The following is a 751-nucleotide window of genomic DNA, read 5'->3' as shown; positions in this document are numbered from 1 at the left end:
GTTGCTGTCGCATCCTTGGTGACGGTGACATTACCTTCCCCACTGACTGCTAAGCCATAGTTTGCAACTGCTGTTCCGGTTTGCTCTTCGCTTACGTTATATGTGCCTACCGGAATGTCATTGATCGTTACGCTTCCGTTTGCCGGTACGCTGATTCCTGTCTTGGTTGCGCTTACGCTTCCATCTGCAAGAACATATTCACCACTTGCGTTTGTTACATAAATTGTAAAATTCTTACCTGCTGCTCCAAAGTCATATCCTACAACTGCCTTGGCTACCGTCAGGCTTCCCTTATCTTCTGTATAAGTGTTCGTTACGGTTGCGGTTGCTGTCGCATCCTTGGTGACTGTGACATTACCTTCACCACTGACTGCTAAGCCATAGTTTGCAACTGCTGTTCCCGTTTGCTCTTCGCTTACGTTATATGTGCCTACCGGGATGTCATTGATCGTTACGCTTCCGTTTGCCGGTACGCTGATTCCTGTCTTGGTTGCGCTTACGCTTCCATCTGCAAGAACATATTCACCACTTGCGTTTGTTACATAAATTGTAAAATTCTTACCTGCTGCTCCAAAGTCATATCCTACAACTGCCTTGGCTACCGTCAGGCTTCCCTTATCTTCTGTATAAGTGTTCGTTACAGTTGCGGTTGCTGTCGCATCCTTGGTGACTGTTACATCTCCCTCACCTGTTACTGCTAAGCCATAATTCGGAACTGCTGTTCCGGTTGGATCTTCACTTACATTGTATG

At 46.6% G+C, this 751-nt stretch carries 1 protein-coding gene; it reads right to left on the bottom strand.

The window, feature by feature from the left end:
• On the bottom strand, nucleotides 1-751 hold a 751-nt coding region (locus tag DXA07_RS13140), incomplete at both ends, for a DUF5979 domain-containing protein (RefSeq protein ID WP_207663750.1).

The organism is Clostridium sp. AM54-37XD, assembly GCF_003478225.1.
Lineage (GTDB): Bacteria > Bacillota > Clostridia > Lachnospirales > Lachnospiraceae > Coprococcus > Coprococcus ammoniilyticus.
Note: the sequence above shows the minus strand (reverse complement) of the source record. Positions and strands in the feature narration are given on the sequence as shown.